This window comes from Klebsiella sp. K-Nf6, from assembly GCF_002806655.1.
Lineage (GTDB): Bacteria > Pseudomonadota > Gammaproteobacteria > Enterobacterales > Enterobacteriaceae > Klebsiella > Klebsiella variicola.
Window position 1 is genome coordinate 95052 of the sequence record NZ_PIBN01000010.1, and the last position, 25081, is coordinate 120132.

The following is a 25081-nucleotide window of genomic DNA, read 5'->3' on the forward strand; positions in this document are numbered from 1 at the left end:
GTCGCGGCGCTGGCGCTTTCAACCTCATTCTACGCCGGTGCTACGCCGGCTTTTCTCGATTACGCCCAGCAGCAAACTCAGCAAGCTCAGGCGCAAGAAGAGAAAAGCTCTGCGGCCACAGCAAAGCAAGCGTCAGACGCTCGCCAGAACGCGGACAATAAAAAAACGACGGCCAATAACGCACAGTTGCAAAAAAGAATCGCCAGCCAGCAGGCAACGATTGCGCAAAAAGATAAAACTATTCAACAATTAAAAAAACAGCTTACCGCCACGCCAGCCACGGAAACGTCCATTGCGAATGAGCAAGCGGCGTTAAATAATAAAATACAACAATTACAGCTCGCCTTAACCGCCGCCACGGCGGAAAATGAGACGTTAATTAAAAAGGAAGCGGTTGCCCAGAATAATACTCTGCAACAGAGCCAGGCTGCCGCACTTAAGCAGATCCAACAATTAACGTCGCAGCTTCAGAACGTCGAAGCGGAAAATAAACGGCTCAGCGCCAGCCTCACCACGCTGAATACGGATAAACAAACGCTGACCACCCGGTTGGCCGCCGCGGAAAAAGCACAGCAGACCGCGCTCGGCCAGCTCAAAGCCCTCGACACAGACAAGCAGTCACTCACCGCCCGGCTGATGGCTGCGGAAAAAGAGAAACAGGCCGCCCTCGACCAGGCCAAAGCCCTTAACGCCGACAAACAGCCGCTGGCCACCCGACTGGCCGCGGCGGAAAAAGAGAAGCTGGCTGCCCTCGAGCAGGTTAAAGCGCTGACCACCGATAAGCAGTCGCTGACTATCCGGCTCGACGCCGCGGAGAAAACGCAGCAGGCCGCTCTCGACCAGGTCAAGGCGCTAAACGCCGACAAGCAGTCGTTGACCGCCCGGTTGGCCGCCGCGGAAAAAGCGCCAACGACCCGCCCTGATCCAGCCGCAGCGCCAAAAAATGAGCCACCGGAGATGGCGGTGGTTGTTGCGGCCTACCGCCTGCAGGCGGACAAAGACAACGCCCAGCTACGGATGAAAGAAGATGAAATCCAACTGCTGAGAACACAGCTTTCTGTACAGTCCAAAACGCGTAGCGGCGAGAGCGCCAACATCAAACTCAGCGCATCCGGAGAACAGCAGGCTTATGCGATCGGCGCCTCGATGGGAACAGAAGCCCTTAACGTCCTCACCACCCGTCGCACTCAGGGGATTACCGTCGACGCCGGGCTGGTGCTACGGGGTATCGAAGATGCCTTTAGCGGCCAGCTTCGTCTCGGAGAACAGGAGCGTAACAAGGCGCTGTTTGACGTCTCACAGCAGGTTTTCCAGAACCTGAATAAAATCGAGCAGAAAAACATCAGCGCCGGTAAGAAATATCAGCAGACGTTTGCGCGCAAAAAAGATGTGGTCTTCAAAGATGGCGTCTACAGTCGTATCGATTATCCGGGCAAAGGAAAAATAAGCGGCAACGATCTGGTCACCGTAGTAATCAAAGAGACGCTGACGGACGGGACAGTGATCAACGATATGGAAGCGAAAGATCAGGCGCTCACCCAGAAGCTGGATGCCTATCCCCCGGTGTTTCGCGGACCGCTGCAACGTCTGCAGAACCATGGATCCTTGACGCTGGTCGTCCCGCCCGAAAAAGCCTATGGCAGTAAAGGATTGCCACCGAAAATCCCGCCTGGCGCCACCATGGTTTACTCCGTGCGGATAGTAGATACCCAACCCGCACCGGCGAAATAATCTCGTCCACCTCACCGCCCTCCCCGGGCGGTGGCGGTTATTCCTGCCGCATTGCTGCAATAACCGCCGTGCATCCTCATCTATAGTTGTCTATGATGTTGCACTCGTTTTACGGGTGTAACAGATGTTAACGAAGAGGAGCCTCACCGTGGCCGATAATCCACTGTGGCATGAAACGCTGCATGACCATTTTGGTCAGTACTTTAGCGTTGATAACGTGCTGTACCACGAAAAAACCGATCATCAGGATTTGATCATCTTCGACAACCGCGCCTTTGGCAGGGTGATGGCGCTGGATGGCGTCGTACAAACCACCGAACGTGATGAGTTTATCTATCACGAAATGATGACCCACGTGCCGCTGCTGGCCCACGGCAACGCGAAGCATGTCCTGATCATCGGCGGCGGCGACGGCGCGATGCTGCGCGAAGTCTCTCGTCACCGTAGCATCGAAACCATCACCATGGTGGAAATCGATGCCGGGGTGGTCTCATTCTGCCGTCAGTACCTGCCCAACCATAGCGCCGGGGCCTACGACGATCCGCGCTTCACGCTGGTGATTGATGATGGCGTCAATTTTGTTAACCAGACGACGCAAACGTTTGACGTGATCATTTCGGACTGTACCGACCCTATTGGTCCGGGCGAAAGCCTGTTCACCTCGGCTTTTTATGAAGGCTGCAAACGCTGCCTGAACCCGGGGGGCGTATTCGTTGCGCAAAACGGCGTTTGTTTCCTGCAGCAGGACGAAGCGGTCGGAAGCCATCGCAAGCTGAGCCATTATTTTCGCGACGTCAGCTTCTACCAGGCAGCCATCCCAACCTATTACGGCGGGATCATGACCTTTGCCTGGGCGAGCGACAACGAGGCGTTGCGCCATCTCTCCAGCGAAATCATTCAGGCGCGCTTTCACAAAGCCAACCTGACCTGCCGTTACTACAATCCGGCAATTCATACGGCGGCCTTCGCCTTACCACAATATCTGCATGATGCTCTGTCCGCACCGTGACGCGAAGTAAGGGGGTGAACTAAATTGAAAAAATTGAAGCTGCACGGCTTTAACAACCTGACCAAAAGCCTGAGTTTTTGTATCTACGATATCTGTTACGCCAAAACGGCGGAAGAGCGCGACGGCTACATCGCCTATATCGACGAACTTTATAATGCCAATCGCCTGACGGAGATCCTGACAGAAACCTGTTCTATTATTGGCGCCAATATCCTGAATATCGCCCGCCAGGATTATGAACCCCAGGGCGCCAGCGTGACCATTCTGGTCAGCGAAGAGCCTGTCGATCCCAAGCTTATCGACCAAACCGAACATCCAGGTCCGCTACCGGAAACCGTGGTCGCCCATCTCGATAAGAGCCATATCTGCGTGCATACCTACCCGGAGAGCCATCCGGAAGGCGGCCTGTGCACCTTCCGCGCCGATATCGAAGTCTCTACCTGCGGGGTCATTTCACCGCTCAAAGCGCTGAACTATCTGATCCACCAGCTGGAATCGGACATTGTGACCATTGACTACCGCGTGCGCGGCTTTACCCGCGATATCAATGGGATGAAGCATTTTATCGATCATGAAATCAATTCGATTCAGAACTTTATGTCCGATGACATTAAGTCGTTGTATGACATGGTCGATGTGAACGTTTATCAGGAAAATATTTTCCATACCAAAATGTTGCTCAAGGAGTTTGACCTTAAGCACTACATGTTCCATACCCGACCGGAAGAGTTGACCGCCGAAGAGCGCAAGGTCATTACCGACCTGCTGTGGAAAGAGATGCGCGAGATTTATTACGGCCGCAATATTCCTGCCGTGTAATATTGGAAATGCCCGGTGGCGCTTGTGCTTGCCGGGCCTGGGGTTCTGCGCCGCCTGGTCGCCCGGGTAAGGCACCAGCCACTACCCGGGGATTTCCCCTGCTCACGCTACGCTTAGCAGGGCTACGGTCTTGCGCCACCCGGCATAATTAACGCTGCTGCATAAATTCACGATAAGCGGCAACGACCTGCAGGAAATCCTCCACGCCGCAGAGAGAGAGGCTTTCTTCGTCGTAGTAGCTCATCCCCTCCTCGATTTCATCGCCAGAAAACTCCAGCTGATTGGCGCGGATCATCACCTCTTCGCCATCCAGCCACAGCGTATATTCATGGCCAGCCCGCTGCCAGGAACGTTCACTGCCCTTCACGGTGCGTGCAGCCTGCTCTACTTCATCAAGCAGGGCAAGATTGTCTTTCACCTCTTCGTTGAACCAGTGGCCAATCGCCTCGTGATCCATCGACATTCGCACCTTTACCACTCCGGTAATATCGCGCAGAAATTCGTAGTCCATAGTCTTTTCCTCTGCAAGGGCAATGCGTCACCGCTGCACTGTACCCATGCAGTAATTATCGCAGCAGACAGAAAGAAAAAAAGCGTAACGGGCAGGAGGTTTGGAAATAAAAATGCCCGGTGATGCAATGTTCACCGGGCATTGGGGAGTTTGTCGCCAAACGGTCAGCCGGGCTGACCGAATGGTTTTACACCGCGGTCTGGAAGATCACGCCGTCAGCTTTTTCAGTGTACTGATCCAGCTGGTTGAAGTTCAGATAACGATAGGTATCTTCCGCTGTCTTATCCACCTGCGCCACGAAGGTCTGGTACTCTTCCGGCGTCGGCAGTTTGCCGAGCAGAGAAGCCACCGCTGCCAGCTCGGCAGAGGCCAGATAGACGTTAGCGCCGGTACCTAAACGGTTCGGGAAGTTACGGGTAGAGGTGGAAACCACCGTTGCACCGTCGGCCACGCGCGCCTGGTTACCCATACACAGGGAACAGCCAGGGATTTCGATACGCGCTCCGCTCTTACCAAACACGCTGTAGTAGCCTTCTTCGGTCAGCTGCGCGGCGTCCATACGGGTTGGCGGCGCCACCCACAGGCGAGTCGGCAGCTGGCCTTTGTGGCTGTCCAGCAGCTTACCGGCAGCACGGAAGTGGCCGATGTTGGTCATGCAGGAACCGATGAACACTTCGTCGATCTTCTCGCCCTGCACGTCTGACAGCAGGCGGGCATCGTCCGGATCGTTCGGCGCACACAGGATTGGCTCTTTGATATCCGCCAGATCGATGTCGATCACTGCCGCGTATTCCGCGTCAGCATCGGCTTCCAGCAGTTGCGGATCCGCCAGCCATTTTTCCATACCCTGGATACGACGCTCCAGCGTACGGCGGTCGCCGTAGCCTTCGGCGATCATCCACTTCAGCAGGACGATGTTGGAGTTCAGATACTCAACAATCGGCTCTTTGTTCAGCTTGATAGTACAGCCGGCAGCAGAACGCTCAGCGGACGCATCGGTCAGTTCAAATGCCTGCTCGACTTTCAGATCCGGCAGACCTTCGATCTCCAGGATACGGCCAGAGAAGATGTTTTTCTTACCTTTCTTCTCAACGGTCAGCAGGCCCTGCTTGATGGCATACAGCGGGATGGCGTGAACCAGGTCGCGCAGGGTGATACCCGGCTGCATTTTCCCTTTGAAGCGCACCAGCACCGATTCCGGCATATCCAACGGCATCACGCCGGTCGCAGCGGCGAAGGCCACCAGACCAGAGCCCGCCGGGAAGGAGATACCGATGGGGAAACGGGTGTGGGAGTCACCGCCGGTACCCACGGTATCCGGCAGCAGCATACGGTTCAGCCAGGAGTGGATAACGCCATCGCCCGGACGCAGAGAAACACCGCCGCGGTTCATGATGAAATCCGGCAGGGTATGGTGCGTGGTCACGTCAACCGGCTTCGGATAAGCCGCGGTGTGGCAGAAGGACTGCATCACCAGGTCAGCGGAGAAGCCCAGGCACGCCAGGTCTTTCAGTTCATCACGGGTCATTGGACCGGTGGTATCCTGAGAACCGACGGAGGTCATCTTCGGCTCGCAGTAGGCGCCCGGACGGATACCGGCAACGCCGCAGGCGCGGCCAACCATTTTCTGCGCCAGGGAGAAGCCGCGGTTGCTTTCCGCCACGTCTTTCGCCTGACGGAATACATCGCTGTGCGGCAGACCCAACGCTTCGCGCGCTTTGGTGGTCAGACCGCGGCCGATGATCAGCGGAATACGGCCACCGGCGCGCACTTCGTCGATCAGCACATCGGTTTTCAGCTCGAAGCTGGCCAGCAGTTCGTTGGTCTCGTGGTTACGCACTTCGCCTTTGAACGGGTAAACGTCAATCACGTCGCCCATGTTCAGGTTGTTCACGTCCACTTCGATAGGCAGCGCGCCCGCATCTTCCATGGTATTGAAGAAGATTGGGGCAATTTTGCCGCCCAGGCACAGGCCGCCGCCGCGCTTGTTCGGCACGTTCGGGATATCGTCGCCCATAAACCACAGCACCGAGTTGGTGGCGGATTTACGCGAAGAACCGGTACCGACAACGTCGCCGACGTAGGCCAGCGGGTAGCCTTTCTGCTGCAGCGCTTCGATTTGTTTAATCGGGCCGACCGCACCCGGCTGATCCGGCTCAATACCTTCGCGGGCGTTTTTCAGCATCGCCAGCGCATGCAGTGGGATATCCGGGCGAGACCAGGCATCCGGCGCCGGAGACAGGTCATCGGTATTGGTTTCGCCGGTGACCTTGAAGACGGTAACGGTGATTTTCTCTGCCAGCTGCGGGCGGTTCAGGAACCACTCAGCATCAGCCCAGGATTGCATGACCCGTTTAGCATGCTCATTACCTGCTTTTGCTTTCTCTTCTACGTCGTAGAAGTTATCGAACATCAGCAGAGTATGAGACAGCGCTTTCGCGGCAATCGGCGCCAGTTTCGCGTCGTCCAGCGCATCAATCAGCGGGTGAATGTTGTAACCGCCCTGCATGGTGCCCAGCAGTTCAACGGCTTTTTCAGGGGTTACCAGGGGGGAGGTCGCTTCGCCTTTGGCGATCGCGGCAAGGAATCCAGCTTTAACATAGGCGGCTTCGTCAACGCCCGGCGGTACACGGTTAATCAGCAGGTCTAACAGGAATTCTTCTTCGCCCGCAGGCGGGTTTTTCAGCAGTTCTACCAGCGCGGCCATTTGGGTTGCATCTAAGGGTTTGGCAACAATCCCCATGGCGGCACGCTCAGCTACGTGCTTACGGTATTCTTCTAGCACGACGGTTCTCCTCGCTCTCATTGTCATAATGCGGCCTACACGTCCTCAATCAATCTGCTTCGGTATTGGCAGTTTGCCGCCTTGACGCATCTTGAAGGATTTAGTGGCTGGGCGATTTTCTTCACGCTCCTGTGAGACAGCAGTTTGTAGGGTAAATGCCCGATACCGCGTCGGCAGCATAGCAGGATTTTTGAAAGGTGTTAATCTGTTTACAAAAAAGCAACATTAAAATTTAGCTGAATCGTTAAGGGCAGGATATTGCAGGCTTTCTGTTCAAATGCCGCGACAAAAATTCCTCTCGGTGTCGAGTTTGCTGGGCCGATCCCAACAAAAATCAAAAAAAAACACACCACTTACATATACTCAGCAGACGAGCCGTTTTCGCCGATACTTAAGCGAGATGGGTTACTTTTTGGGTCAGGAGCTTCTATGTCACTGCCGTTCAAACCCCATATTATCGCCCTGGTCTGCAGCGCAGGCTTACTCGCGGCGGCGGGAACACTCTATGTGCAAAGCCGTACCCCAGAGACGGTCACTGAGGCGACGGCGCAGCCTGCACCGACACCTGCACCGACACCTGCGCCAACCCCAGCCACGCCACCTGCCACCGCACAACCGGCAGCCACCACCTATACGCCGGCGCAGATTGATCAGTGGGTCGCGCCCATCGCGCTTTATCCGGACAGTTTGCTGTCGCAGGTGCTGATGGCCTCCACCTATCCGGACAACGTCATGCAGGCGGTGCAGTGGTCCCAGGACAACCCTACCCTGAAAGGTGACGCGGCCGTGCAGGCGGTGACCAGCCAGCCGTGGGATCCCAGCGTCAAATCTCTTGTCGCCTTCCCAGCCCTGCTGGCGATGATGGGCGAGAACCCGCCGTGGGTAGAAAACCTCGGCAACGCGTTTTTGGCCCAGCCACACGATGTGATGGACTCGGTGCAGCGCCTGCGCACCATTGCCCAGCAGACCGGGACGCTGAAATCCACGCCGCAGCAGAAAGTGATTGTCACCGCTGCTGCGCCTGCACCGACCACTACCGCAAAAAGCAACACCGTATCAACGTCAACCACTACCGCGGCGGCGCCCGCGCCGACCCAGGTCATTAAAATAGAACCGACCGACCCGCAGGTGGTGTATGTCCCGAACTACAACCCTGCCTCGGTCTATGGCACCTGGCCGAATAGCGCCTATCCGCCGGTCTACCTGCCGCCCCCTCCCGGCGAGCAGTTTACCGACAGCTTCGTCAAAGGCTTTGGTTACAGCCTCGGCGTCGCCACGACCTGGGCGCTGTTTAGCAGCATCGACTGGGATGATGATGACCATCATCATGATGACGATTACCATCACGGCGGTTACCAGCACAATGGCGATAACATCAATATCAATGTGAATAATTTCAACCACATTACCGGGCAGAATCTGCCGGGCAACCGCGTTAACTGGCAACACAACCCAGCCTATCGCGGAAACGTGCCTTATCCCGATAATACCGTCGCCCAGCGCTTCCATCAGACCAACGTTGCCGGTGGACTGAGCGCCACCCAGCATACGCCGGTCGATCGCGATGCCCAGCGCCAGGCGGCAATGACCCAGCTTCAGCAGCGCAATGCGCCGGCGGCCACAGCGGGTAACCTGGCGGCAAACAATCCCTCGCGTGATGCCCAACGTCAGGCAGCCTCGGCGCAATTAAAACAAGCTACCCAGCGCAGCAACTATCGCGGTTACGACAGCACACCGACCCAGCAGCAGCGTCGCGATGCGGCAAAAACGCAGTTGAAAAATCCCACGCCGCAGCAACAGCAGCGTCGAGAAACCGTCAAAAGCCGCGAGCAGAACCCGACACCTCAGCAGCAACAGCGTCGGCAGCAGCAGGTTAGTCATTTACGTACCAGCGCTCTTAGCGGCAACGAAAGCCGCGCCCCCTCCTGGCAAGCGCAGCAGGAACGGGGACTGCAAAGCCGCCAGTTTTCCGGCGTAAACCGCGAACAGCGCAACGGCGCCAGAGAGCGTTCTTCCGAACACCATGAACTGCGCCGCCGCTGAGGATGAGCAGAATGAGAAATCTATTACCTATTGCCCTGTTCACATTGATGCTGTCACCGTTAGCCGCGTTCGCCCAGCAGCAGTTTTCTACCCCGGAACAGGCCGCGAGCGCGCTGGCTGAGGCGCTCAGCCAGCAAAATGAAGCGGCGCTGAGCAAGGTGCTCGGCGATAACTGGCAGCAATTTTTACCGCCCGATGGGATCGACCCCAGCGCCGTCGACCGCTTTCAGCGCGACTGGCAGGTGAAACATGTCATCGTGCAGCAGGGTGATAACGCCTGGCTCGACGTCGGCAGCGAGGCATGGCGGCTGCCCGTGCCTATCGTAAAAACGTCACAGGGATGGCGCTTTGATATGGCCGCAGGCGAAGAGGAGATCCTCACCCGCGCCATCGGTCGCAATGAGCTGTCAGCGATAGCCGCCATGCACGCTTACGTTGACGCCCAGCAGGATTACTACCAGCTGAACCACCGCTGGGCGCAGAAAATCATCAGCAGTGAAGGCAAAAAAGATGGGTTGTACTGGCCGACGTCGCCGGGTGAAACGCCCAGCCCGCTGGGGCCAGCTTTCAGCCCAACAGAGCCCGGTACCGGTTATCATGGCTATCGTTTCCGCATTATCGCAGGCCGCGAAGACCAGGATACGGCCTTGCTGGCCTGGCCTGTGGAATGGGGCGAAACCGGGGTGATGAGCTTTATGATCGATCAGCACGATACCGTTTATCAGGCTAATCTCGGTGAAGAGAGCGCCGCAAAAGCGCAGGCCATCACGCGCTTTGCCCCCGATGCTGACGCCGGCTGGCAGGTTGTCAAACCATAAATAAACGCCAGGTTGCCCTCAAGCAACCTGGCGTTTCTATTCGCTTAGCCCTTCGCTTAGCCCTGATGGGGCATCAGAGACGGGTCGCCAGCAAAAGTCGGCTTTGTGCTGGATAATGCCGCTTCATCAGCGCTGATGCTTCCGGAGTTCGCTGCCCATACCCCTTCATTCGTCTTCGTCACCTGCTGATGCTGGGCATTCAGATCCTGCCCCATCGCCGCGATATGGGTCGTTTCCGTGCCACCGCTGTTGTCCGCCCAGGGGATGGTGGCGTCAGCCGCGCAGGCCACACCGGATAGGCACGTTGCAGCGACCAGCGCTGCGGTTAAAAAGCGTTTCATCTCACACCTCAACTATATCGTTAACTGCCTATAAGTTTATTGCGTGATTATTTTCAAAGTATGTATGAGGTGTAGCGGTTTATGAACGGAGACATAGTTCTAAACATCAGGCATAAAAAAAGCGGCTCCGGGAGCCGCTTATGCTTTTAGCCTGAAAGAAAAAGTTACTTTTTCTTCGCTTTGGCGTTTGGCAGATCGGTGATGCTGCCTTCGAAGACTTCTGCCGCCAGGCCAACAGACTCGTGCAGAGTCGGGTGAGCATGGATGGTCAGCGCGATGTCTTCAGCGTCACAGCCCATTTCGATAGCCAGACCGATTTCACCCAGCAGCTCGCCGCCGTTGGTGCCGACAATCGCGCCGCCGATAACACGGTGGGTCTCTTTGTCGAAGATCAGTTTGGTCATACCGTCTGCGCAGTCGGAAGCGATAGCACGGCCGGAAGCAGCCCACGGGAAGGTGGCGGTTTCGTAGCTGATGCCTTTCTCTTTCGCTTCTTTCTCAGTCAGACCAACCCATGCCACTTCTGGCTCGGTGTAGGCGATGGACGGGATCACTTTCGGATCGAAGTAGTGTTTCAGACCAGAGATAACTTCTGCGGCAACGTGACCTTCATGGACGCCTTTGTGCGCCAGCATCGGCTGACCGACGATATCGCCGATAGCAAAGATGTGCGGCACGTTGGTGCGCATTTGTTTGTCAACGCGGATGAAGCCACGATCGTCCACTTCCACGCCGGCTTTGCCTGCATCGAGGTTTTTGCCGTTCGGTACGCGACCGATAGCCACCAGCACGGCGTCGTAACGCTGTGCTTCAGCCGGCGCTTTTTTGCCTTCCATGGAAACGTAAATACCGTCTTCTTTCGCTTCAACGGCAGTCACTTTGGTTTCCAGCATCAGGTTGAATTTCTTGCTGATGCGTTTAGTGAAGACTTTCACCACGTCTTTATCGGCCGCCGGGATAACCTGGTCGAACATTTCAACCACGTCAATCTCTGAACCCAGCGCATGGTATACGGTACCCATTTCCAGACCGATGATACCGCCACCCATGACCAGCATGCGTTTCGGTACGGATTTCAGTTCCAGCGCGTCGGTGGAATCCCATACGCGCGGATCTTCATGCGGGATAAACGGCAGCTGAATCGGACGGGAGCCCGCCGCGATGATCGCGTTGTCGAAGTTGATCACGGTTTTACCGTTTTCGCCTTCCACTTCCAGGGTGTTGGCGCCGGTAAATTTACCCAGACCGTTAACCACTTTCACTTTACGGCCTTTGGCCATACCAGCCAGGCCGCCGGTCAGTTGAGTGATAACTTTTTCTTTCCAGGTGCGGATCTTGTCAATGTCGGTTTTCGGTTCGCCGAAAACGATGCCGTGATCGGCCAACGCTTTCGCTTCTTCGATAACTTTTGCCACGTGCAGCAGCGCTTTAGACGGGATACAACCTACGTTCAGACAAACACCACCGAGGGTGCTGTAACGTTCTACGATGACGGTTTCCAGACCTAAATCAGCGCAACGGAAGGCTGCAGAGTAACCTGCGGGGCCTGCCCCAAGTACCACGACCTGAGTTTTGATTTCAGTACTCATCATGACCTCTGTAATTTATATCCGGCGGGTCTGACGCTATTATTCTTACGCCCAAGTCCACCGGGACGTTCTATCCGCGTGTATTTTACAAAATTGTTAACAATTTTTAAACAACAAACGGCAAACGATTTTGTCCTTTGTTGCTGATAATCCCCAACAGCCTGAGGTTATCAGAAAAAAGCCGGCCGTCAGGCCGGCTTTTTCGATTACATCACCAGGCGGCGAATGTCGCTCAAGGTGTTGTTAATGATGGTAATGAAGCGGGCACCATCAGCACCGTCGATGACGCGGTGGTCGAAGGACAGAGAGATCGGCATCATCAGACGCGGAACGAACTCTTTACCATTCCATACCGGCTCCATCGCGGACTTAGACACGCCCAGGATGGCCACTTCCGGCGCGTTAACAATCGGCGCGAAGTGGGTGGTACCCAGGCCGCCGATGCTGGAGATGGTGAAGCAACCGCCCTGCATTTCGCCAGCCGTCAGCTTGCCATCGCGCGCTTTCTTCGAGATGGTGGTCAGTTCACGAGACAGCTCGGTGATGCTCTTCTTGTTCACGTCTTTGAAGACCGGAACCACCAGACCGTTCGGGGTATCAACCGCCACACCGATGTTGATGTATTTCTTCAGCGTCAGGCGCTGGCCATCTTCGGAGAGCGAGCTGTTGAAGCGCGGCATCTGCTCAAGCGCAGCGGCAACGGCTTTCATGATGAAGACCACTGGGGTGAATTTCACGTCCAGTTTACGCTTCTCAGCTTCGGCGTTCTGCTGCTTACGGAACGCTTCCAGATCGGTGATATCGGTTTTGTCGAAGTGGGTAACGTGCGGGATCATCACCCAGTTACGGCTCAGGTTAGCACCAGAGATTTTCTGGATACGGCCCAGTTCCACTTCTTCGATTTCACCAAACTTGCTGAAGTCAACCTTCGGCCATGGCAGCATGCCCGGGATACCGCCGCCAGCGGCAGCCGCCGGTGCGGATTCAGCGCGTTTAACCGCATCTTTCACATAAGCCTGAACGTCTTCGCGCAGGATACGACCTTTACGGCCGGTGCCTTTCACTTTCGCCAGGTTAACGCCGAACTCGCGCGCCAGGCGGCGAATCAGCGGCGTCGCGTGAACGTAAGCATCGTTTTCAGCGAATTCGGTTTTGCCTTCTGCTTTCGCAGCCGGTGCAGCGGCAGGCTTAGCAGCCTGAGCCGGTGCAGCAGCCGGTGCCGGAGCAGCAGCTTGAGCCGGAGCGGCGGCAGGCGCAGCGCCTTCCACTTCGAAGACCATGATCAGGGAACCGGTTTTGACTTTATCGCCGGTGCTGATTTTGATCTCTTTGACGGTGCCTGCGAACGGCGCCGGCACTTCCATAGAAGCTTTGTCGCCTTCGACGGTGATCAGGGACTGCTCGGCAGCCACTTTATCGCCGACTTTAACCATCACTTCAGTGACTTCAACTTCATCACCGCCGATGTCCGGGACGTTAACCTCTTTCGCGCCAGCGGCGGCAGCCGGTGCCGCGGCAGCCGGAGCGGCAGCTTGTGCCGGAGCCGCGGCAGGCGCAGCGCCCGCCACTTCGAAGATCATGATCAGGGAACCGGTGGACACTTTATCGCCGGTGTTGATTTTGATCTCTTTCACGGTACCCGCGAACGGCGCCGGCACTTCCATAGAGGCTTTATCGCCTTCTACGGTGATCAGGGATTGCTCAGCGGCGATGGTGTCGCCCACTTTAACCATGATCTCGGTGACTTCAACTTCATCGCCGCCGATATCCGGGACGTGAACTTCTTTCGCTGCCGCGGCAGCTGCTGGCGCAGCCGCAGCCGGAGCGGCTTCTTTCTTCTCTTCCTGCGCAGGTGCAGCGGCTGCTGCACCCTCGGCGGAATCGAAAATCATAATCAGTTTGCCAGTCTCGGTTTTGTCGCCGACGGAGACTTTAATCTCTTTCACGACGCCAGCCTGCGGAGACGGAACTTCCATAGAGGCTTTATCGCCTTCTACGGTGATCAGCGACTGTTCAGCTTCTACTTTGTCGCCAACTTTGACCAGGATCTCGGTGATTTCAACTTCATCAGCCCCGATGTCCGGTACTTTGATTTCGATAGCCATTATTCTTTTACCTCTTACGCCAGACGCGGGTTAACTTTTTCTGCATCGATGTCGAATTTAGCGATAGCGTCAGCCACCACTTTCTTATCGATTTCACCACGTTTAGCCAGTTCGCCCAGCGCCGCAACGACCACATAGGAAGCATCGACTTCGAAGTGGTGACGCAGGTTTTCACGGCTGTCGGAACGACCGAAGCCATCGGTACCCAGTACGCGGTAATCATCAGCCGGTACATAAGTACGAACCTGCTCGGCGAACAGTTTCATATAGTCAGTGGATGCCACGGCCGGAGCGTCGTTCATCACCTGAGCGATGTACGGCACGCGCGGGGTTTCCAGCGGGTGCAGCATATTCCAGCGTTCGCAATCCTGGCCATCACGCGCCAGTTCGGTGAAGGAGGTGACGCTATAGACGTCAGAGCCCACGCCGTAGTCTTTCGCCAGGATCTGCGCTGCTTCACGAACGTGACGCAGGATAGAACCGGAGCCCAGCAGCTGAACTTTACCTTTGCTACCTTCGATGGTTTCGAGTTTGTAGATACCTTTACGGATACCTTCCTCGGCGCCTTCCGGCATAGCCGGCATATGGTAGTTTTCGTTCAGCGTAGTGATGTAGTAGTAAACGTTCTCTTGCGCTTCGCCGTACATACGAACCAGACCGTCATGCATGATGACCGCCACTTCGTACGCGTAAGACGGGTCGTAGGAGATACAGTTCGGGATAGTCAGCGACTGAATATGGCTGTGGCCATCTTCGTGCTGCAGACCTTCGCCGTTCAGCGTCGTACGACCGGAAGTACCACCGATCAGGAAGCCGCGAGCCTGCTGGTCGCCTGCCTGCCAGCACAGGTCGCCGATACGCTGGAACCCGAACATCGAGTAGTAGATGTAGAACGGGATCATCGGCAGGTTGTTGGTGCTGTAAGAGGTCGCCGCAGCCAGCCAGGATGCGCCTGCGCCCAGCTCGTTGATCCCTTCCTGCAGAATCTGGCCTTTCTCGTCTTCTTTATAGTAGGCAACCTGCTCACGGTCCTGCGGGGTGTACTGCTGGCCGTTCGGGCTGTAAATACCGATCTGACGGAACAGACCTTCCATACCGAAAGTACGCGCTTCGTCGGCGATGATCGGCACGAGGCGGTCTTTGATGGATTTGTTCTTCAGCATCACGTTCAGGGCACGAACGAACGCGATAGTGGTAGAGATCTCTTTATTCTGCTCTTCCAGCAGCGGAGCGAAATCTTCCAGCGTCGGCAGCTCCAGCTTCTCAGAGAAGTTCGGCTGACGGCTCGGCAGATAGCCGTGCAGTTTCTGGCGCTGAGCGTGCAGATAGGTGTGCTCTTCGGAACCTTCCGGGAAGGTGACGTACGGCAGTTTTTCGAGATCGGCATCGGCAACCGGCACGTTGAAACGATCGCGGACGTAACGAACGCCGTCCATGTTCATTTTCTTAACCTGGTGGGCGATGTTTTTACCTTCAGCGGTGTCACCCATGCCGTAACCTTTAATGGTATGGGCGAGGATTACGGTCGCTTTGCCTTTGGTTTCCTGCGCTTTTTTCAGTGCAGCGTAAACTTTCTTCGGATCGTGGCCGCCGCGGTTCAGGGCCCAAATCTGCTCGTCAGTCCAGTCGGCAACCAGCGCTGCGGTCTCCGGATATTTACCGAAGAAGTGCTCGCGGACGTAAGCGCCGTCTTTGGATTTGAAGGTCTGGTAATCGCCGTCAACGGTTTCTTCCATCAGCTGAATCAGCTTACCGCTGGTGTCTTTACGCAGCAGCTCATCCCAACGACCGCCCCAGATAACCTTGATAACGTTCCAGCCAGCACCACCGAAGATGCCTTCCAGTTCGTTAATGATTTTGCCGTTACCCGTCACCGGGCCGTCAAGGCGCTGCAGATTACAGTTGATAACGAAGACCAGGTTGTCCAGCTTCTCACGGGTGGCGATGGTGATCGCGCCTTTAGATTCCGGCTCGTCCATCTCACCGTCGCCCAGGAAAGCATAAACGGTTTGTTTGGAGGTGTCTTTCAGACCACGGTGTTCCAGATATTTCAGGAACTTAGCCTGATAAATCGCCCCGATTGGGCCCAGGCCCATCGAAACGGTCGGGAACTGCCAGAATTCCGGCATCAGTTTCGGGTGCGGATAAGAGGACAGACCTTTACCGTGAACTTCCTGACGGAAATTGTTCATCTGCTCTTCAGTCAGACGACCTTCCAGGAAAGCACGCGCATATACGCCCGGAGAGATGTGACCCTGGAAGTAAACCAGGTCGCCGCCATCCTGCTCGTTGCGTGCACGGAAGAAGTGGTTGAAGCACACTTCGTAGAAGGTTGCGGAAGACTGGAAGGACGCCATGTGGCCGCCCAGTTCGAGATCTTTTTTCGATGCGCGCAGAACGGTCATGATGGCGTTCCAGCGGATCGCAGAACGGATACGACGTTCCAGATCCAGATTACCCGGGTATTCCGGTTCATCTTCAACGGCAATAGTGTTTACGTAACCGCCGGTCGATGCGCCAGCAGCCACTTTCACCCCGCCTTTGCGGGCTTCAGAAAGGAGTTGGTCAATAAGATACTGAGCACGCTCAACACCTTCTTCACGGATGACCGATTCGATCGCCTGTAGCCAGTCGCGAGTTTCGATCGGATCCACGTCATTTGGTAAACGTTCTGACATGGGGGGTATTCCTTATCTATCTAATCGTTGATTAATCTGGAACCTGTCCCATTGAACTCTTTGCTCTTCACGTTTGAACAACCAAAAATTCAATAAGACAGGTTCTGCGTTTAGTTGCCGCGCTCTAAAAATGGCGCTTAAGAACCGGAGTTCTCGTCCTTTCGTTGCTGTAAACGACGCAGTGAGCGTTCTCTACGACTCTGCTCACGGCTACGGTCCAGCAAAATTTCCTCAATGAACGCCAGGTGACGGTGCGACGCCTCACGCGCCTGCTCCGGCTCCCCGGCCATTATCGCCTCGAAAATGCGAGTACGATGGTTGCTGACCAACGGGAGCATTTCCCGGCGGGCATACAGCAATTCAAAGTTCTGACGAACGTTTTGTGCCAGCATCGGCTCCATACACCTTAGCAGATGGAGCAAAACCACATTGTGTGCCGCCTCGGTGACGGCGATTTGATACTGGACGACGGCGCCGGACTCAGCGTCCAGATCGCCCGACTGCTGAGCGCGTTCAATAGCCTGATGCAGCTCGCGGATACGATCGCGATCTTCATCATTGCTGCGCAGCGCCGCGTAATAAGCCGCGATGCCTTCCAGCGCGTGACGGGTCTCAAGCAGATCGAATTGGGATTCAGGGTGATCGGACAGCAGCTCGACCAGCGGATCGCTGAAGCTCTGCCACAGGCGGCTCTGAACAAACGTTCCACCTCCCTGACGACGAAGCAACAAGCCCTTGGCTTCGAGGCGTTGAATCGCCTCACGCAGCGAGGGGCGGGAAACGTCGAACTGTTTGGCCAGTTCGCGTTCGGGCGGAAGTTTTTCACCGGGGCGCAAGGTCCCCTCAAGGATCAGAAACTCCAGCTGCTGCTCTATCACATCGGATAATTTTGGTTGGCGGATTTTGCTGTAGGCCATATTCCCTGTCTCTGCCATTAGCCCGGAGTCAATTGGTCTTACCAATTTAAAGTTCGTAGCGCTAAAGTAACAAAGTATTCACCTTCTGTCCATACAGGTTTTGATTGAAATCAGTAAACCGCGGACATTTTAACAACCTTACAGAAATAACATTTCAGAAATGTAACCTTGCACAAATGTTACGTTTACTCACAAAGGGGTAGCGTTAACTTTATGGAAACGAAAAATTACGCTATCTGAACCGATTCAACTGCGCCATAAATGAATAAAAAATCAAATTAACAGAATAGATAACCACTCATGGGTAATGCGACGGAATAATACAGAATATGTCTATTGATGTCTTTTTAGACACATCGTCATCATCCCTTCATAAAGCAGGTGCATTCGGTCGCGCTTAACACTATTCTCCCTCAGACGAAAGGCCTTTTTCTGAATTACCGCACTGCCTTCCGTAAACAAAACAATACAGAAACGGAAGTCACTAAATACACAAACACAACAATATGTGCGCGACATCACTCAGATAAAACGAGGGCCATTTCGCCCAAATTTTCGCTGGCTATGCTTTCTGGCAGGGACAGCAGTGAAGCAGCAATCTGACGGATGACGTACACAAAAAATAACCACACACGAGGTTTCATATGGAAGGTCAACAGCACGGCGATCGGCTGAAGCGCGGCCTGAAAAACCGCCACATTCAGCTTATCGCGCTGGGCGGGGCTATCGGCACCGGCCTGTTTCTGGGGAGCGCGTCCGTCATTCAGTCCGCCGGCCCGGGTATCATTCTTGGTTACGCTATCGCCGGTTTTATCGCCTTTCTGATCATGCGTCAGTTGGGTGAAATGGTGGTGGAAGAGCCGGTAGCCGGTTCATTTAGCCACTTCGCGTATAAATACTGGGGCGGCTTTGCCGGCTTCGCTTCCGGCTGGAACTACTGGGTACTGTATGTCCTGGTGGCCATGGCGGAACTCACCGCCGTCGGCAAATACATCCAGTTCTGGTGGCCGGAAATCCCGACCTGGGCCTCGGCGGCCGTCTTCTTCATCGCTATCAACGCCATTAACCTGACCAACGTGAAAGTGTTCGGTGAAATGGAGTTCTGGTTCGCGATTATCAAAGTGGTCGCCGTAGTGGCGATGATCCTGTTCGGCGGCTGGCTGCTGTTCAGCGGCAACGGCGGCCCGCAGGCGACGGTTCGTAACCTGTGGGATCAGGGTGGCTTCCTGCCGCACGGCTTTACCGGACTGGTGATGATGATGGCGATCATCATGTTCTCCTTCGGCGGTCTGGAGCTGGTGGGGATCACCGCGGCGGAAGCAGATAATCCGGAGCAAAGCATTCCGAAAGCCACCAACCAGGTTATCTACCGTATTCTGATCTTCTATGTTGGTTCGCTGGCGGTACTGCTCTCCCTGCTGCCGTGGACCCGCGTCACCGCAGATACCAGTCCGTTCGTCCTGATCTTCCATGAGCTTGGCGATACGCTGGTGGCAAACGCTCTCAACGTCGTGGTGCTGACGGCGGCGCTGTCGGTTTATAACAGCTGCGTCTACTGCAACAGCCGTATGCTATTCGGCCTTGCGCAGCAGGGTAACGCGCCGAAAGCGCTGCTCAGCGTCGACAAACGCGGCGTACCGGTAAATACCATCCTCGTCTCTGCCCTGGTGACCGCGCTGTGCGTGCTGATCAACTATCTGGCGCCAGAATCCGCTTTCGGCCTGCTGATGGCGCTGGTGGTCTCGGCCCTGGTCATCAACTGGGCGATGATCAGCCTGGCGCACATTAAATTCCGTCGCGCCAAACAGCAGCAGGGCGTCACCACTCGCTTCCCTGCCCTCTTCTACCCGCTGGGTAACTGGGTGTGTCTGCTGTTTATGGCGGCAGTGCTGGTGATAATGCTGATGACCCCTGGGATGGCGATTTCCGTCTGGCTGATCCCGGTATGGGTTGCGGTGCTGGGCGTGGGTTATCTGTTTAAACAGAAAGCCGCCGCCGCCATAAAAGCACAATAATACATCTCATAAATACTTCTCTTTGCTCTGCGCCCCTCCCTGAATAACGGGCGCAGAGCATTGTTACCTGCTTCACACTTTCCCCTCCATAGCTGATATATCCATATCGTTAACGAGTTCCTGCAACGTATTTCCCTCGATAGCGGCCAATAATTCTCTCCATACTGCAACGGAGAGACCGCACATGGCAGACAATAGACTATCAATAAAGGAAAAGATTGGTTACGGGATGGGTGATGCCGGATGCAATATCATCTTTGGCGCCATCATGCTGTTTGTGAACTATTTTTATACCGATATCTTCGGTCTGGCGCCGGCGCTGGTCGGCGTACTGCTGCTGTCGGTGCGCGTCATCGATGCGGTGACCGACCCGATTATGGGCGCCCTTGCCGACCGTACCCGCAGTAAATATGGCCGCTTTCGTCCATGGTTACTGTGGATTGCCTTCCCCTACGCCCTGTTCAGCGTGCTGATGTTCACTACTCCTGAGTGGACCTATAACAGCAAAGTTATCTATGCGTTTATCACCTACTTTCTGCTGTCGGTAACCTATACCGCGATTAACATCCCCTACTGCTCGCTGGGAACGGTGATGACTGCTGATCCGAAAGAGCGCGTTGCCTGCCAGTCCTATCGTTTTGTGATGGTGGGTATCGCCACGCTGCTGCTGTCATTGACGCTGCTGCCAATGGCCGACTGGTTCGGCGGCGCCGATAAAGCGAAGGGCTACCAGATGGCGATGACCGTGCTGGCCTTTATCGGCATGTGTATGTTCCTGTTCTGCTTCGCTACCGTGCGTGAACGCATACACCCGGCGGTGCAGACGAATGATGAACTGAAAAAAGACCTCAAAGACGTGTGGAAAAATGACCAGTGGGTGCGCATCCTGCTGCTCACGCTGTGCAACGTCTGTCCGGGCTTTATCCGCATGGCCGCCACCATGTATTACGTCACCTGGGTGATGGGACAAAGCACCCATTTTGCTACCCTGTTTATCAGCCTCGGCGTGGTCGGGATGATGATTGGCAGCATGCTGGCGAAAGTCCTCACCGACCGCTGGTGCAAACTGCAGGTCTTCTTCTGGACCAACATCGCGCTGGCGATTTTCTCCTGCGCCTTCTACTTCTTTAATCCACACGCCACCACGCTGATTATGGTGCTCTACTTCCTGCTCAACATCCTGCACCAGATCCCCTCCCCGCTGCACTGGTCACTGATGTCCGACGTTGACGACTACGGCGAGTGGAAAACCGGCAAGCGCATCACCGGCATTAGCTTCTCCGGCAATCTGTTCTTCCTCAAGGTTGGCCTGGCGGTCGCCGGGGCAATGGTCGGTTTCCTGCTGTCATGGTACGGCTACGACGCCGGCGCCAAAGCACAAAGCGCCTCCGCCCTCAACGGCATCGTGCTGCTGTTCTCGGTCATCCCCGGCGTCGGCTATCTGATCACCGCCGGCGTGGTGCGCCTGCTCAAGGTTGACCGCACCCTGATGCGCCAGATTCAGAGCGATTTAGAGAAGCGCCGCAGCAACTACAGCGAGCTGAACGAATACCAGGAACTGAAAACCAGTGAACACGTAAGGAAAGCCTGATGAACAACTGGCCAAACCCCTTTATTGAACAGCGTGCAGACCCCTTTATCCTGCGCCATCTTAGCCACTACTACTTTATTGCCTCGGTGCCGGAATACGACCGGCTGGAGATCCGGCGCGCGGCCACCCTTGAAGGATTGCCCGAAGCTGAACCAGTGGTGGTCTGGCGCGCGCCGCAAAGCGGGCCGATGAGCCAGCTGATTTGGGCGCCGGAGCTGCATGAAATAGACGGTAAGTGGTATATCTATTTTGCCGCTACCCATACCCACGATCTGGATGCGCTGGGGATGTTCCAGCATCGCATGTTCGTTCTCGAGTGCGCCGACAGCGATCCGCTGACCGGTCGCTGGCAGGAAAAAGGCCAGGTGGTCACGCCTTTCGATACCTTCGCCCTCGATGCCACTACTTTTATCCATCAGGGCAAACGCTGGTATCTGTGGGCGCAAAAATCCCCGCATATCGAAGGCAACTCAAACCTGTATCTTGCTGAAATGGCCAACCCGTGGACGCTAAAAGGCGAGCCGGTCATGCTGAGCAAGCCGGAGTTCGACTGGGAGTGCCGGGGATTTAAGGTCAACGAAGGTCCTGCAGTGCTGGTGCATGGCGATAAGCTGTTCATCAGCTATTCCGCCAGCGCCACCGATGAAAACTACTGCATGGGGTTACTCTGGATCGATCTGCAGGCCGATCCGCTGCAGCCGACGAACTGGCATAAAGCCCCGCAGCCGGTCTTTCGTACCAGCTATGAAAACCGCCAGTATGGCCCAGGCCATAATAGTTTTACCCAAACGCCGGAAGGAGAAGATGTGCTGGTGTATCACGCGCGGAATTACACCGAGATAGAAGGCGATCCGCTGTATGACCCTAATCGCCATACGCGGTTAAAACTCGTCAACTGGAGGGAGGACGGGATGCCCGACTTCGGCATCCCGCCGGCGGATACGCTGTAGCGGTTCGCTATGACGCCCGCTGGCGCGGGTTCTGCAGGCCGGGTCAGGCGCAGCCGCCACCCGGCAACAAGCGTCCCGCTGGTGCGTGCATCGTGGCAGGCAAAGTGCGGACTCAGGTCGTTAAACCAGGGTGCCGTAAATCGTCAGCAGCGCCATGATCACCACCACCACCAGCGAGGTTTTCTTGGCCATCGATACTGCGGCTTTTGGCGTCGCCACTTTATCCACATGCGGTTCACGGGCCAGGGAATACTGCGCCAGGCGGGTCAATACCTGATACTGCGACGAATGGCGGTCGCCTAGCGAGGCAAACCACGCCGGAAGGGCTTTCTCACCATGCCCCACCAGGGCATAGACCACCCCCACCAGACGCACCGGCAGCCAGTCCACAATATGCAGGATTCCATCGATTCCGGACTGCAAACGGTGATGCGGCGTCTGGTAGCGCGCCAGCCACGTCTGCCAGGCCCGCAGTACGCTGTAAGCGATAAGCGTCAGAGGGCCCCACGCCCCACCCACGACAAACCAGAAAAGCGGCGCCAAATAGTAGCGATAGTTAATCCACAGCAGCGCATTTTGCAGTTCGCTAAGGTATTCACGCTCATCACAGCCCGGCGGTACGCCGTGAATCAGCGTCAGCTCGCTGGCCATGGCATCGCAGGCTCGACTGTCATTGCGCGACGCCGCTTTCAGATAGGCATGATAATGCAGCCGAACCTTGCCAGCCCCGATGCACAGCAGGCCCAGCAAGATCCAGAACACCAGCAATGGTATGTTAAATAGCTGTCCCTGCAGCAGGCGCTGAATGAGATACACCACCACGACAGCCACCACCGTCATCAGCAGCGTGCCCAGCAGCGAAAAATGTTTTATCCGGCGGAACACCACCTCCAGCCGATGATCAAGCTGCCAGTGTTCGCCCAGCTTAAACAGCCGTTCGGCGATAAGCACCAGCAGCGTCGTAAACAGCGTCATGATGTCTCCTTATCTGACGGCGCACTGAGTAGCGCCCGGAATTTTATCCAGTCAAAGGCCGGTCCTGGATCGGTTTTCCGCACGGGCGCGATATCGCAGTGGCCCGCGATGTTTTCGGCGATAGCCGGGTAAATCGTGATCAGTAGTTCCGTCACCGCCGCCAGCTGCTGGTACTGCGCATCGGTATACGCCAGGGTATCCGTGCCTTCCAGCTCAATGCCGATGGAAAAGTCATTGCAGCGTTCGCGCCCCTGATAGCAGGAGACCCCCGCATGCCACGCACGCTTATCGAAAGGTACATACTGCACGATTTCGCCATCACGGCGAATCAGACAATGTGCCGAAACGCGCAGATGAGCAATCTCGGCAAAGAAAGGATGCGCATGCGGATCCAGGGTGCCAGTGAACAGCGCATCAATCCACGGACCACCAAATTCACCCGGTGGCAGGCTAATGTTATGCACCACCAGTAAGGAAGGGGCTTCTTCATCCGGACGGCAGTCATGGTGCGGCGAGGGAACCCGACGCGCGCCGACCAGCCATCCCTCGTTCAACTGCATGCGGGATCTCCTTTCGCGAACTCATGCTTCCGGGCCACACGCCGGCCCAAAGGATGAAGTGTGTATGGTACTGAAACGTCGTTCAGGTTAGCATGTTTCCCACTTCTGAATCTTATCTATCTGGAGCTTTATCATGTCGCCTCGTCGTTACAACCCCGACCGCCGCCGTGACGTGCTGCTGGAACGTATTAATCTCGATATTACCGATGCTGTCGCACACTCCCTGCGGGAAGATTTGGGCGGCGAAGTCGACGCCAACAACGATATTAGCGCGCAATTATTGCCGCAGGATGCACGCTCCCATGCGGTGGTCATTACCCGCGAAGATGGCGTCTTCTGTGGCAAACGTTGGGTGGAAGAGGTCTTTATTCAGCTCGCCGGTGACGACGTGAACATCACCTGGCACGTGGCCGACGGCGATGCGGTCAAAGCCGATCAGCCGCTGTTTGAACTCGAAGGTCCGTCGCGTATTCTGCTCACCGGCGAACGCACGGCGCTGAACTTTGTGCAAACCCTCTCCGGCGTCGCCAGCGTCGTCCGCCGCTACGTCGACCTGCTGGCAGGGACCAAAACCCAACTCCTGGATACGCGTAAAACGCTGCCAGGGCTGCGTACTGCGCTAAAATACGCGGTACTCTGCGGCGGTGGCGCCAATCATCGACTGGGCCTGTTCGACGCTTTCCTGATTAAAGAAAACCATATCATCGCCTCCGGCTCGATCCGTCAGGCGGTAGAAAAGGCGTTCTGGCTACATCCTGATGTGCCGGTGGAAGTGGAAGTAGAAACCCTGGATGAGCTGGAGCAGGCGTTAAAAGCCGGGGCCGATATCATTATGCTCGATAACTTCACCACCGATCTGATGCGCGAGGCGGTGAAAATCACCGCAGGCCAGGCGTCGCTGGAGGTCTCCGGTAACGTCACCTTTGACACCATCCGCGAATTTGCCGACACCGGCGTCGACTATATCTCTGTCGGTGCCCTGACCAAACATGTGCAGGCGCTCGACCTGTCGATGCGTTTTCGCTAAGCAATTGGCCTTCACGCCTCCGGGCGTGAGGGCCTGAATTTGCGAGCCGACTCGCAGCCGTTCATGCCCACCATGTAATCAAAGTAAAAACCCTGGAATCTGGTTTCCCGGATCGTTTTCGCCTCCTCGCCTGGTATCCCGAATCCCGTCACAGTGCTCCTGTCACAACAAGGAGCAACTTATGGATAAACAACGTGGTTTCACCCTGATTGAACTGATGGTGGTCATTGGGATCATCGCTATTCTCAGCGCCATTGGCATCCCGGCCTACCAGAACTACCTGCGTAAAGCCGCCCTCACCGACCTGCTACAGACCTTTGTCCCCTATCGGACGGCCATCGAACTTTGCGCGCTCGATCATGGCGGCCTGACGGTATGTGACGGCGGCAGCAACGGCATTCCCTCGCCGACAACCACGCGCTACCTCTCCGCCATGAGCGTGGCCAAAGGGGTCGTCACCCTCACCGGCCAGGAAAGCCTGAACGGACTGGGCGTCACTCTGACGCCGACCTGGGATAACGCCGAGGGCGTCACTGGCTGGCAGCGCGTCTGCACCATCACCGGCAACAGCGCCCTTCAGCAGGCCTGCGAAGACGTCTTCCGGGTGAAGTAAGGGC

At 56.0% G+C, this 25081-nt stretch carries 19 protein-coding genes; 10 read left to right on the top strand and 9 right to left on the bottom strand.

Features of this window, described 5'->3' with window-relative positions; translation table 11 throughout:
• Positions 1–516: 516 nt before the first annotated feature.
• The 3 genes from CWM61_RS17405 to speD all read left to right on the top strand — a co-directional run bounded on the left by CWM61_RS17405 (position 517) and on the right by speD (position 3559).
• Positions 517–1731 carry an FKBP-type peptidyl-prolyl cis-trans isomerase gene (locus CWM61_RS17405; protein ID WP_165784238.1) on the top strand — a complete coding sequence of 405 codons (1215 nt, stop codon included), beginning with the start codon at positions 517–519 and terminating at the stop codon, positions 1729–1731.
• Positions 1732–1879: 148 nt separating this feature from the next.
• Positions 1880–2740, top strand: coding sequence for a polyamine aminopropyltransferase (gene speE, locus CWM61_RS17410; protein WP_008807405.1), 861 nt, complete (start codon positions 1880–1882; stop codon positions 2738–2740).
• Positions 2741–2764: 24 nt separating this feature from the next.
• Positions 2765–3559, top strand: a complete 795-nt coding sequence (speD, locus tag CWM61_RS17415; RefSeq protein WP_008807406.1) for an adenosylmethionine decarboxylase — start codon at positions 2765–2767, stop codon at positions 3557–3559.
• Positions 3560–3707: 148 nt separating this feature from the next.
• Here the strand turns inward: speD and yacL are convergent, their stop codons facing one another.
• Both yacL and acnB read right to left on the bottom strand, forming a co-directional pair.
• On the bottom strand, positions 3708–4070 hold the full coding sequence (yacL, locus tag CWM61_RS17420) for a protein YacL (RefSeq protein ID WP_004204373.1): 363 nt from the start codon (positions 4068–4070) through the stop codon (positions 3708–3710).
• A gap of 187 nt (positions 4071–4257) precedes the next feature.
• The gene (gene acnB / locus CWM61_RS17425) at positions 4258–6855 is read right to left on the bottom strand and encodes a bifunctional aconitate hydratase 2/2-methylisocitrate dehydratase (RefSeq protein WP_100631614.1); all 2598 of its coding nucleotides are present in this window, start codon (positions 6853–6855) and stop codon (positions 4258–4260) included.
• Between the two features lie 429 nt (positions 6856–7284).
• On the opposite strand from acnB, the gene CWM61_RS17435 reads away from it, so the two are divergent.
• Positions 7285–8898 (top strand): DUF3300 domain-containing protein, encoded by a 1614-nt coding sequence (locus tag CWM61_RS17435; RefSeq protein ID WP_100631615.1) that lies wholly within the window; start codon positions 7285–7287, stop codon positions 8896–8898.
• 11 nt (positions 8899–8909) lie between these two features.
• Positions 8910–9716, top strand: a complete 807-nt coding sequence (locus CWM61_RS17440; protein WP_074386857.1) for a DUF2950 family protein — start codon at positions 8910–8912, stop codon at positions 9714–9716.
• A 56-nt stretch (positions 9717–9772) separates the two neighbouring features.
• On the opposite strand, the gene CWM61_RS17445 is transcribed toward CWM61_RS17440, so the two are convergent.
• The 5 genes from CWM61_RS17445 to pdhR form a co-directional block, all read right to left on the bottom strand.
• On the bottom strand, positions 9773–10057 hold the full coding sequence (locus tag CWM61_RS17445; protein ID WP_008807410.1) for a hypothetical protein: 285 nt from the start codon (positions 10055–10057) through the stop codon (positions 9773–9775).
• A 164-nt stretch (positions 10058–10221) separates the two neighbouring features.
• Positions 10222–11646, bottom strand: a complete 1425-nt coding sequence (gene lpdA, locus CWM61_RS17450; RefSeq protein ID WP_061155744.1) for a dihydrolipoyl dehydrogenase — start codon at positions 11644–11646, stop codon at positions 10222–10224.
• A gap of 206 nt (positions 11647–11852) precedes the next feature.
• A complete protein-coding gene (gene aceF / locus CWM61_RS17455) occupies positions 11853–13751 on the bottom strand; it encodes a pyruvate dehydrogenase complex dihydrolipoyllysine-residue acetyltransferase (RefSeq protein ID WP_100631616.1) in 1899 nt (632 codons plus the stop codon).
• Between the two features lie 14 nt (positions 13752–13765).
• The gene (gene aceE / locus CWM61_RS17460) at positions 13766–16429 is read right to left on the bottom strand and encodes a pyruvate dehydrogenase (acetyl-transferring), homodimeric type (RefSeq protein ID WP_061155746.1); all 2664 of its coding nucleotides are present in this window, start codon (positions 16427–16429) and stop codon (positions 13766–13768) included.
• Between the two features lie 137 nt (positions 16430–16566).
• Complete coding sequence (pdhR, locus tag CWM61_RS17465; RefSeq protein WP_002888699.1) at positions 16567–17346, bottom strand: pyruvate dehydrogenase complex transcriptional repressor PdhR; 780 nt, start codon at positions 17344–17346, stop codon at positions 16567–16569.
• Between the two features lie 644 nt (positions 17347–17990).
• On the opposite strand from pdhR, the gene aroP reads away from it, so the two are divergent.
• The 3 genes from aroP to CWM61_RS17480 all read left to right on the top strand — a co-directional run bounded on the left by aroP (position 17991) and on the right by CWM61_RS17480 (position 21902).
• Positions 17991–19361: an aromatic amino acid transporter AroP gene (gene aroP, locus CWM61_RS17470; protein WP_100631617.1), complete on the top strand. Its 1371-nt coding sequence runs from the start codon at positions 17991–17993 to the stop codon at positions 19359–19361.
• Between the two features lie 184 nt (positions 19362–19545).
• Positions 19546–20952, top strand: coding sequence for a glycoside-pentoside-hexuronide (GPH):cation symporter (locus CWM61_RS17475; RefSeq protein WP_100631618.1), 1407 nt, complete (start codon positions 19546–19548; stop codon positions 20950–20952).
• Complete coding sequence (locus tag CWM61_RS17480; protein WP_100631619.1) at positions 20952–21902, top strand: family 43 glycosylhydrolase; 951 nt, start codon at positions 20952–20954, stop codon at positions 21900–21902. Before CWM61_RS17475 ends, CWM61_RS17480 begins: the two co-directional genes overlap by 1 nt.
• A gap of 120 nt (positions 21903–22022) precedes the next feature.
• Here CWM61_RS17480 and ampE read toward each other — a convergent pair whose 3' ends face one another.
• Together ampE and ampD are read right to left on the bottom strand one after the other, a co-directional pair.
• Complete coding sequence (gene ampE / locus CWM61_RS17485; RefSeq protein ID WP_061155750.1) at positions 22023–22877, bottom strand: beta-lactamase regulator AmpE; 855 nt, start codon at positions 22875–22877, stop codon at positions 22023–22025.
• The gene (gene ampD / locus CWM61_RS17490; protein ID WP_047667433.1) at positions 22874–23437 is read right to left on the bottom strand and encodes a 1,6-anhydro-N-acetylmuramyl-L-alanine amidase AmpD; all 564 of its coding nucleotides are present in this window, start codon (positions 23435–23437) and stop codon (positions 22874–22876) included. Before ampD ends, ampE begins: the two co-directional genes overlap by 4 nt.
• A 133-nt stretch (positions 23438–23570) precedes the next feature.
• Between ampD and nadC the strand changes: the two genes are divergently transcribed.
• Together nadC and ppdD are read left to right on the top strand one after the other, a co-directional pair.
• Complete coding sequence (nadC, locus tag CWM61_RS17495) at positions 23571–24464, top strand: carboxylating nicotinate-nucleotide diphosphorylase (protein ID WP_100631620.1); 894 nt, start codon at positions 23571–23573, stop codon at positions 24462–24464.
• A 181-nt stretch (positions 24465–24645) separates the two neighbouring features.
• Positions 24646–25077 (top strand): prepilin peptidase-dependent pilin, encoded by a 432-nt coding sequence (gene ppdD / locus CWM61_RS17500; RefSeq protein ID WP_008807418.1) that lies wholly within the window; start codon positions 24646–24648, stop codon positions 25075–25077.
• Positions 25078–25081 lie beyond the last annotated feature (4 nt).

Coding starts and splice junctions, on each gene's coding strand:
- yacL (WP_004204373.1), bottom strand. CDS start 4,070: ATGGACTACGAATTTCTGCGCGATATTACCGGAGTGGTAAAGGTGCGA.
- CWM61_RS17435 (WP_100631615.1), top strand. CDS start 7,285: ATGTCACTGCCGTTCAAACCCCATATTATCGCCCTGGTCTGCAGCGCA.
- CWM61_RS17440 (WP_074386857.1), top strand. CDS start 8,910: ATGAGAAATCTATTACCTATTGCCCTGTTCACATTGATGCTGTCACCG.
- CWM61_RS17445 (WP_008807410.1), bottom strand. CDS start 10,057: ATGAAACGCTTTTTAACCGCAGCGCTGGTCGCTGCAACGTGCCTATCC.
- lpdA (WP_061155744.1), bottom strand. CDS start 11,646: ATGAGTACTGAAATCAAAACTCAGGTCGTGGTACTTGGGGCAGGCCCC.
- aceF (WP_100631616.1), bottom strand. CDS start 13,751: ATGGCTATCGAAATCAAAGTACCGGACATCGGGGCTGATGAAGTTGAA.
- aceE (WP_061155746.1), bottom strand. CDS start 16,429: ATGTCAGAACGTTTACCAAATGACGTGGATCCGATCGAAACTCGCGAC.
- pdhR (WP_002888699.1), bottom strand. CDS start 17,346: ATGGCCTACAGCAAAATCCGCCAACCAAAATTATCCGATGTGATAGAG.
- aroP (WP_100631617.1), top strand. CDS start 17,991: ATGGAAGGTCAACAGCACGGCGATCGGCTGAAGCGCGGCCTGAAAAAC.
- CWM61_RS17475 (WP_100631618.1), top strand. CDS start 19,546: ATGGCAGACAATAGACTATCAATAAAGGAAAAGATTGGTTACGGGATG.
- CWM61_RS17480 (WP_100631619.1), top strand. CDS start 20,952: ATGAACAACTGGCCAAACCCCTTTATTGAACAGCGTGCAGACCCCTTT.
- ampE (WP_061155750.1), bottom strand. CDS start 22,877: ATGACGCTGTTTACGACGCTGCTGGTGCTTATCGCCGAACGGCTGTTT.
- ampD (WP_047667433.1), bottom strand. CDS start 23,437: ATGCAGTTGAACGAGGGATGGCTGGTCGGCGCGCGTCGGGTTCCCTCG.
- nadC (WP_100631620.1), top strand. CDS start 23,571: ATGTCGCCTCGTCGTTACAACCCCGACCGCCGCCGTGACGTGCTGCTG.
- ppdD (WP_008807418.1), top strand. CDS start 24,646: ATGGATAAACAACGTGGTTTCACCCTGATTGAACTGATGGTGGTCATT.